Source organism: Acetatifactor sp. (assembly GCF_982438285.1).
The window spans coordinates 1-6,454 of the sequence record NZ_CEWDFQ010000177.1 but is presented as its reverse complement, the minus strand read 5'-3'; the positions used below and the strand labels follow the sequence as shown (position 1 = coordinate 6,454).

6 protein-coding genes are annotated in these 6,454 nt (G+C 45.0%); 4 read left to right on the top strand and 2 right to left on the bottom strand.

The window, feature by feature from the left end:
- A partial coding sequence (gene trkA / locus AC1WIP_RS09735; RefSeq protein ID WP_481141653.1) for a Trk system potassium transporter TrkA occupies positions 1-1,011 on the bottom strand: 1,011 nt, incomplete at its 3' end.
- Between the two features lie 382 nt (positions 1,012-1,393).
- Complete coding sequence (gene grcA3, locus AC1WIP_RS09730; RefSeq protein ID WP_481141652.1) at positions 1,394-1,636, bottom strand: autonomous glycyl radical cofactor GrcA3; 243 nt, start codon at positions 1,634-1,636, stop codon at positions 1,394-1,396.
- Positions 1,637-1,853: 217 nt separating this feature from the next.
- Between grcA3 and AC1WIP_RS09725 the strand changes: the two genes are divergently transcribed.
- The 4 genes from AC1WIP_RS09725 to AC1WIP_RS09710 all read left to right on the top strand — a co-directional run.
- Entirely contained in the window at positions 1,854-2,765 is a 912-nt protein-coding gene (locus tag AC1WIP_RS09725; RefSeq protein ID WP_481141651.1) for a LysR family transcriptional regulator, read from the top strand.
- 191 nt (positions 2,766-2,956) lie between these two features.
- Complete coding sequence (locus AC1WIP_RS09720; protein ID WP_481141650.1) at positions 2,957-3,820, top strand: MurR/RpiR family transcriptional regulator; 864 nt, start codon at positions 2,957-2,959, stop codon at positions 3,818-3,820.
- 284 nt (positions 3,821-4,104) lie between these two features.
- Positions 4,105-5,466, top strand: coding sequence for an ABC transporter substrate-binding protein (locus tag AC1WIP_RS09715; protein WP_481141649.1), 1,362 nt, complete (start codon positions 4,105-4,107; stop codon positions 5,464-5,466).
- 74 nt (positions 5,467-5,540) lie between these two features.
- Positions 5,541-6,454, top strand: a 914-nt coding sequence (locus tag AC1WIP_RS09710; protein WP_481141648.1) for a carbohydrate ABC transporter permease, incomplete at its 3' end; no start/stop codon positions are given.

Genomic DNA, 6,454 nt, shown 5'->3' with positions numbered 1-6,454 from the left:
GTTCAGCACACTGTTGAAGTTGATTCTGTTGACTTTGGTCACAATTTTGGCGCTGGAGGTCTTTTTGGCAAACAGAGAGAGCAGAATATTCTCTTCGTCCATTCCCGTCAACGCAGCAAAGCCATCCATAGAGGAGAGCCCTTCCTGCAAAAGCAGCTTCTGATCCGTGCCGTCGCCGCAGATGACGGTGGCCTTTGGCAGCAGCTCGTTCAGCTGATCACATCTGGCACTGTCCTGTTCGATAATTTTAGTCTCAATTCCAACGGCAAGAAGGCGCTTGACCAGATAGTAAGCGATGGTGCCGCCGCCCACCACCATGGCAGAGTGGATCCGCCCGGTGCCTATGCCTATTTTTTTAAAAAACTCATTTGCCTTGGGCGGAGTGGAGATGATCGCTACAATGTCCCCTTCCTGGAAAATAAAGTCACCCCTGGGAATCAGCACATCCTCCCCTCTGGTCACCATACATACCAGCACCTCACACTTTAAGGTGGTGCGGATGTGAATCAGCTCATAATGATTCAAAAGGCAGTCTTTTGTAACCCGAAAATGCAGAAGCTCTATGCGGCCCTTGGAAAAAGTGTCAATCTTAACCGCAGAGGGAAACTGAAAAATGCGGGCGATTTCGGAGGCGGAGGTCAGCTCCGGATTGATGATCATGGCCAGTCCCAGCTCTTTTCTCAAAAAATTGGATTCCTCGTTGTAAATGGGATTGCGCACACGGGCAATGGTCTTACAGTTGCCTGCTTTTTTGGCGATGACACAGCACAGGAGATTTTGCTCGTCGGAACCGGTTACCGCAATCAAAAGGTCTGTATCGGTTATGCCGGCCTCCTGCAAAACCTGATAGCTGACTCCATTTCCCACAATGCCCATAGCATCCAGCTCATCCGTTATGGACTTTACCTTTTCTTCTTTTTCATCAATGACCACAATATTGTGATCCTCCCCGCTTAGCTGCTCTACCAGGGTGTATCCCACTTTGCCGCATCCTACGATAATAATATTCATGATTTCCTTTCGCCGCATCCCTTCTGGACGGCGGCATCCTGTATTTTTTAGCAATGCGGGTGTCAGGGTCAAAAGGCCTTCCTGCCGCAAATCGTCAGAATTGTGACCGCCCCCCTTTGACCTCAACATCCAATGAGTAGTATATCACATACTCAGACAAAAGAGAAGAACGGCCCGGGCCGTTCTTCTCTTTTCAGGTAATTAAGTAATTAAGCGTTTGCGAAACTTGCTTTCTGGTATCAGAAACTGGGCGTAATAACCAAAATAAGGGTGACCAGCCACTGCTTTGGAACCCGTTTTTGGTTATTATGACCAGGTTCGTGACTTTGTCAGCGAGTTTCGCAATTACTTATTTTCAGGTAATTTATGAAAGGGGATAGTATTATACTGATTCGTGGAAGGTTCTGCTGATAACATCCGCCTGCTGCTCAGGAGTCAGCTTGATAAAGTTTACTGCGTAGCCGCTGACACGGATGGTCAGCTGAGGGTAATTCTCAGGGTGCTTTTGTGCATCCAGAAGTGTATCCCTGTTCAAAACATTTACATTCAGATGGTGTCCGCCCTTCTGTGCGTAGCCGTCCAGAAGATTTACCAGATTGTTAACCTGTGCAGTGTTTGCGCTCATAATAAAGCCTCCATTTCTTAAAATAAAAATAGTAATGATTACTGTTTATCTGGTATAAGAATAGCACCTTCTCCATTTTTTGTCTATAGGTTAGAAATATTTTTTATGTTCTTTTTTTGATACATATATGCAGGCATCTTTGATTTTCATACTTGAAGCCATTGGATGATTCTCCTATAATAGAGTCATAATTGTCCTAGAAAAGGAGGAATTGTCCATGCTGCTTCGGCAGATGAAATATTTTGTGGCTGTTGTGGACTGCAATAGTTTTACCGAGGCGGCAGAACAGTGCTATATATCGCAGTCAGCCATTTCCCAGCAGATTCAATCATTGGAAAAAGAGCTGGGAGTATTGCTGATTCAGCGGGCGAACCGCCGGTTTACCCTTACGCCCACGGGACAGTACTTTTATTCTCACTGTAAAGCCATTTTGGAGCAGGTGGATGATTTGCTTCATGAGACAAAGCGCCTGGGTGCAGACAAAGAGCTGCAGCTGCGCATTGGGTACCTGCGCTGCTACAGCGGCATGGAGCTTCACCAGGCTATTGCCGAGTTTTCAAAGGCTTATCCGGAAGTGTCCATCAATATTGTGAATGGCACCCACGAGGAACTCTACGACCTGCTTCGCTTTGGGGGTGTGGATCTGGTTTTGAATGATCAAAGGAGGGCATTTTCCGATGCCTATATGAATTTTGAGCTGATGCAGTGCGGCTGCTACGCGGAGGTTTCCATACAAAATGATCTCAGCAGGAAGGACAGTGTTGAACTGGAGGAATTAAAGCGTATTCCCTGCATTCTCATTTCCTCCAAGGAGCAGCGGAATGCGGAACAGGAGTACTATCAAAATACCCTGGGATTTGGCGGCAGCTATCTCTTTGCGGATAATCTGGAGGAGGGACGTCTGCTTGTGGTAAGCAATCGCGGCTTTCTGCCGATTGAGAGTGTGGGAACCCTTCCGCCGGAGGGGGACTTCATCCGGCGGCTGCCTATCTGTCAGGGCGGCAGACAGGTTATGCGAAAGTACTGCGCTTTCTGGCGGAAGGATCAAACCAACTATTATATCGAGGAGTTTGCGGATATGCTGCAAAAGCTCCTGGCCGGAAAAACAGCTTTTGTATTTGAACAATGAAAGAAGATAACCTGGGTTGTTTTTTGCAGGAAAAAATTGCATTTTTTTATTTGATGCGATATGCTTAAATAGGCAGAATCAGTATGACGTACAGCTGCTGGCTGCATGCAGTGTAATACGGCTGAATCTTATGTGAAACCGTTATAAAAAAGGATTAGAAACGAAAGAAGTTTAACACAAGGGGGAACCATATGAATGAGAGTAATCATGTGGAAATTCGTTTACAGGACGCAAAGCCAACTATGACAAGGACGGAGAGGCTGGTAGCTGAATATGTAGAGCGTAGACTTAAGGATATCCCAACCATGTCTATTAAGCAGCTTGCAAAGAGAAGCGGAACCAGCGAGGCTACGGTACTTCGATTTTGCAAAGCTTTAGGTTACCGCGGATATAGGGATTTTACCTTAAATCTTTCAGCTGCTCTTGGAAGCGCAAAGGAGAAGGGAGAAGAAAAAAAGTATACCGATATTCAGCCTGGTGATACCTTAGAAACCATTATTGAGAATGTGTCATTCAATAACCGGCGGTCTATTGAGGACACCTTGCTGGTTTTAGATAAAGAACAGGTCAGACAGGCGGTAGATATGCTTGCTGCTGCTTCGTGGGTGGACTGGTATGGATTGGGAGCGTCAGGTTTAGTCTGTCAGGATGCACAACAGAAATTTATGCGAATCAAAAAGCACTGTCAGGCAATTGTGGATGGGCATAGTATACGGACGGCTGCCGCGCTTTTGGATAAAAAGGATGTAGCGGTTCTGGTGTCTAATTCAGGGACAACAGACGAAATTTTAGATGCGCTGGAGCTGGTTCAAAAAAGCGGAGCGAAAAGCATTGCCATTACACGTTATAGCAAGAGTGAACTGGCAAGAGGAGTGGATGTGGTGCTTCACATTTCCACACCGGAGCTTACCTTCCGAAGTGGTGCCATGGGATCGCGAATTGCCATGCTCAATGTTGTGGACGTGCTTTTTTCAGCGGTAGCCAGTATGCAGTATGATGCAGTAAAAGACTATCTGGATCGTACCAGGGATGCTTTGTCTGTCCGAAATAGATAATGATAATAAAAGTTTCAGCAATAGCTGCTTGTATAGAAATATACAGCAGCTATTTTTTTGCAGAAAACAGGGCATGAATAGTGGTATGTTCCCGTAAAGCAAGCAGGAAATTTTATGATTCCGCAAGGTTGAATAATAATTTTGAAAAAAAATTACAAAATAAAAAATAATTTTGAAAAATATTGACAAACTGCGTGAAAATTGGTATCTTATAGGTAGGCAAAAAACTATAAACGGGAAATACCAGCAGAGGTTTTCCCCAATGAAAAGGAGGAGTTATCAGTATGAAGAAGCATCGTCGATTTAGGAACATGGCCTTGGCAGCAGCAATCTCATTTTGCTTTTTAGCTGGATGCAGTGGAGAAGGCCAAAGCACCGCAGACACACAAACTGCGTCATTGCAAGGGGGAGAAAGTGAAGCGGCAGAGGAAACGGCTGGAACACAGCCGACAGGAACAGAGCCGGTAAAGGTTTCCTATTGGTATTATCACAAGGGAAATGAAGCGGAAATTATGGAGCGTGCCATTGCACGTTTCAATGAATCCCAGTCGGAATATGTGGTGGAAGGCTTCAGTGTACCGGATAAGCAGAAATATTTAGTGGCCATGTCCAGCAACGAAGCGCCGGATGTAATAGAGCTTTCCAACTCTGAGATTATCAGCTATCAGAGCAGCGGTCTTTTGGAAAACATGACAGAAATGGGAACAGAAAATGGTTTTGACTTTAGCATTTACGATGCTCCGGCTGTGGAAAGCAACAGTGTGGACGGCCAGATGTATGGCTTCCCTATTACAACTGTCATTATTCAGATGTTTTATAACAAGGATATTTTGGCAGATATAGGGGAGACAGAGCCGCCCAAGACGATGGAAGAGCTGTATGATATGGCAGTGAGGGCGACTACTTTGGATGAAGATGGAAATATTGACGTTTTGGGTTATCCCTTATTCCCCCTTGCCAGTGCCAGACAAGAGCTGATTTATGCTTTTGGAGGTAATTGGGTTGCAGAGGATGGCGTTACCCCCACGGCTGATTCCCAATTTATTTTAGATAGCCTGAATATGAATATTCAGTATAGAAGCTTGTATGGAATCGACAAGGTACAGAAATTTGTGGCCACGGGTAATACCAACCGCTACACTCCACAGGACATTTTCTTTACAGGAAAACAGCTATTCCGTTTCGATGGTCCATGGCTTGCAAACCAGATTAAAGAAAACAATCCGGACGTGAATTTCGGCGTTGCCATGGTTCCCGGTACAGAGGCGAATCCTGAGCTTCAGGGAGTCAGCCGCTATGAAAATACTTCCCTGGCCATCCCTGTGGGAGCGAAGGAGAAGGAGGGCGCATATGCTTTTATCTCCTGGTTTGCTACAGATGGCGCAAAGGATTTCCTGATAGAAATTGGCTCTTTGCCGGCGAATAACACCCTTTTTGACGATCCGGACCTTTTGGCAAGCAATGAAATCTTCCCATCCTTTATGGAAGCGTTGAAAACAAGCAATGGAATTGCAGCGCCTAAGATGAAAGAGTCCGCCCAGTATGTATCTTTGATTGAAGAATATCTGGATTATGTGTACAACGGAAGCAAAACACCGGAGGAAGCTATGCGTGAGCTGCAGGAACAAGCAGAGATGTTGAATTAGGAAAGGTTTTCACGGTACGTTCTGAATAGGGAAGAACGTACCGTGCTTTTCAAAAGGGAAAGGACCGGGTTGATATGAGACAAAAAAACAGATGGAAACTGACGCGGGATGACAGAAACGGATTTCTGTTTGCCTTGCCTTGGATTGCTGGATTTCTGCTGTTTAGCATTTATCCTTTATTGATGTCTTTGTATTACAGTTTTACAGAATTTAATCCTATTGTTGATCCTGAATGGGTTGGGCTTGAAAACTATATCAGCCTCTTTCATGATGCAAGATTTTATAAGAGCCTTAGAAATACATGTTTTTATGCTTTTGTGGCTACCCCTGTAAATCTGCTGGTAGCGCTTATTTTGGCCAGTATTGTAAGCAAACGGTTTCGGGGAAGAGGGATTGTGCGCACCATTTTTTTTCTGCCTTCTGTTATTCCTATGGTGGCGGCCACCATGGTATGGATTTGGATGTTTGATCCTACCTATGGATTTATCAATAATTTTTTAAAACTCTTTGGCATTGATGGCCCTGCCTGGCTGATCAATCCTGATACAACCATGTGGGCGCTGATTATGATGGGAACCTGGTGTACTGGAACCGCCATGTTGGTATGTCTGGCAGCTATTCAGGATGTGCCGAGCAGCTACTATGAATCAGCAAAATTAGATGGAGCGAATGGAATCCAGCGTTTCTTTTACATAACGCTGCCTTGCGTTGCCCATGTTCTTGTTTATCAGGCGATTTTGAACCTGATCAATGCGTTTCAGTATTTTACGCAGGTATACGTCATCACTACGGCGTCTGGGGGAAATACATCCGGCGCATCCGGAGGGCCGGAAAATTCGATTTTGATGTATCCGCTGTATCTTTTCCATAACGCATTTATTTATCAAAAAATGGGCAAGGCATCTGCCATGGCTTGGATTCTTTTGATTATTGTAGGAGTTTTAACGGTTATCATGGTGAAGCTTTCAAATAAGGCTGTCAATAATGC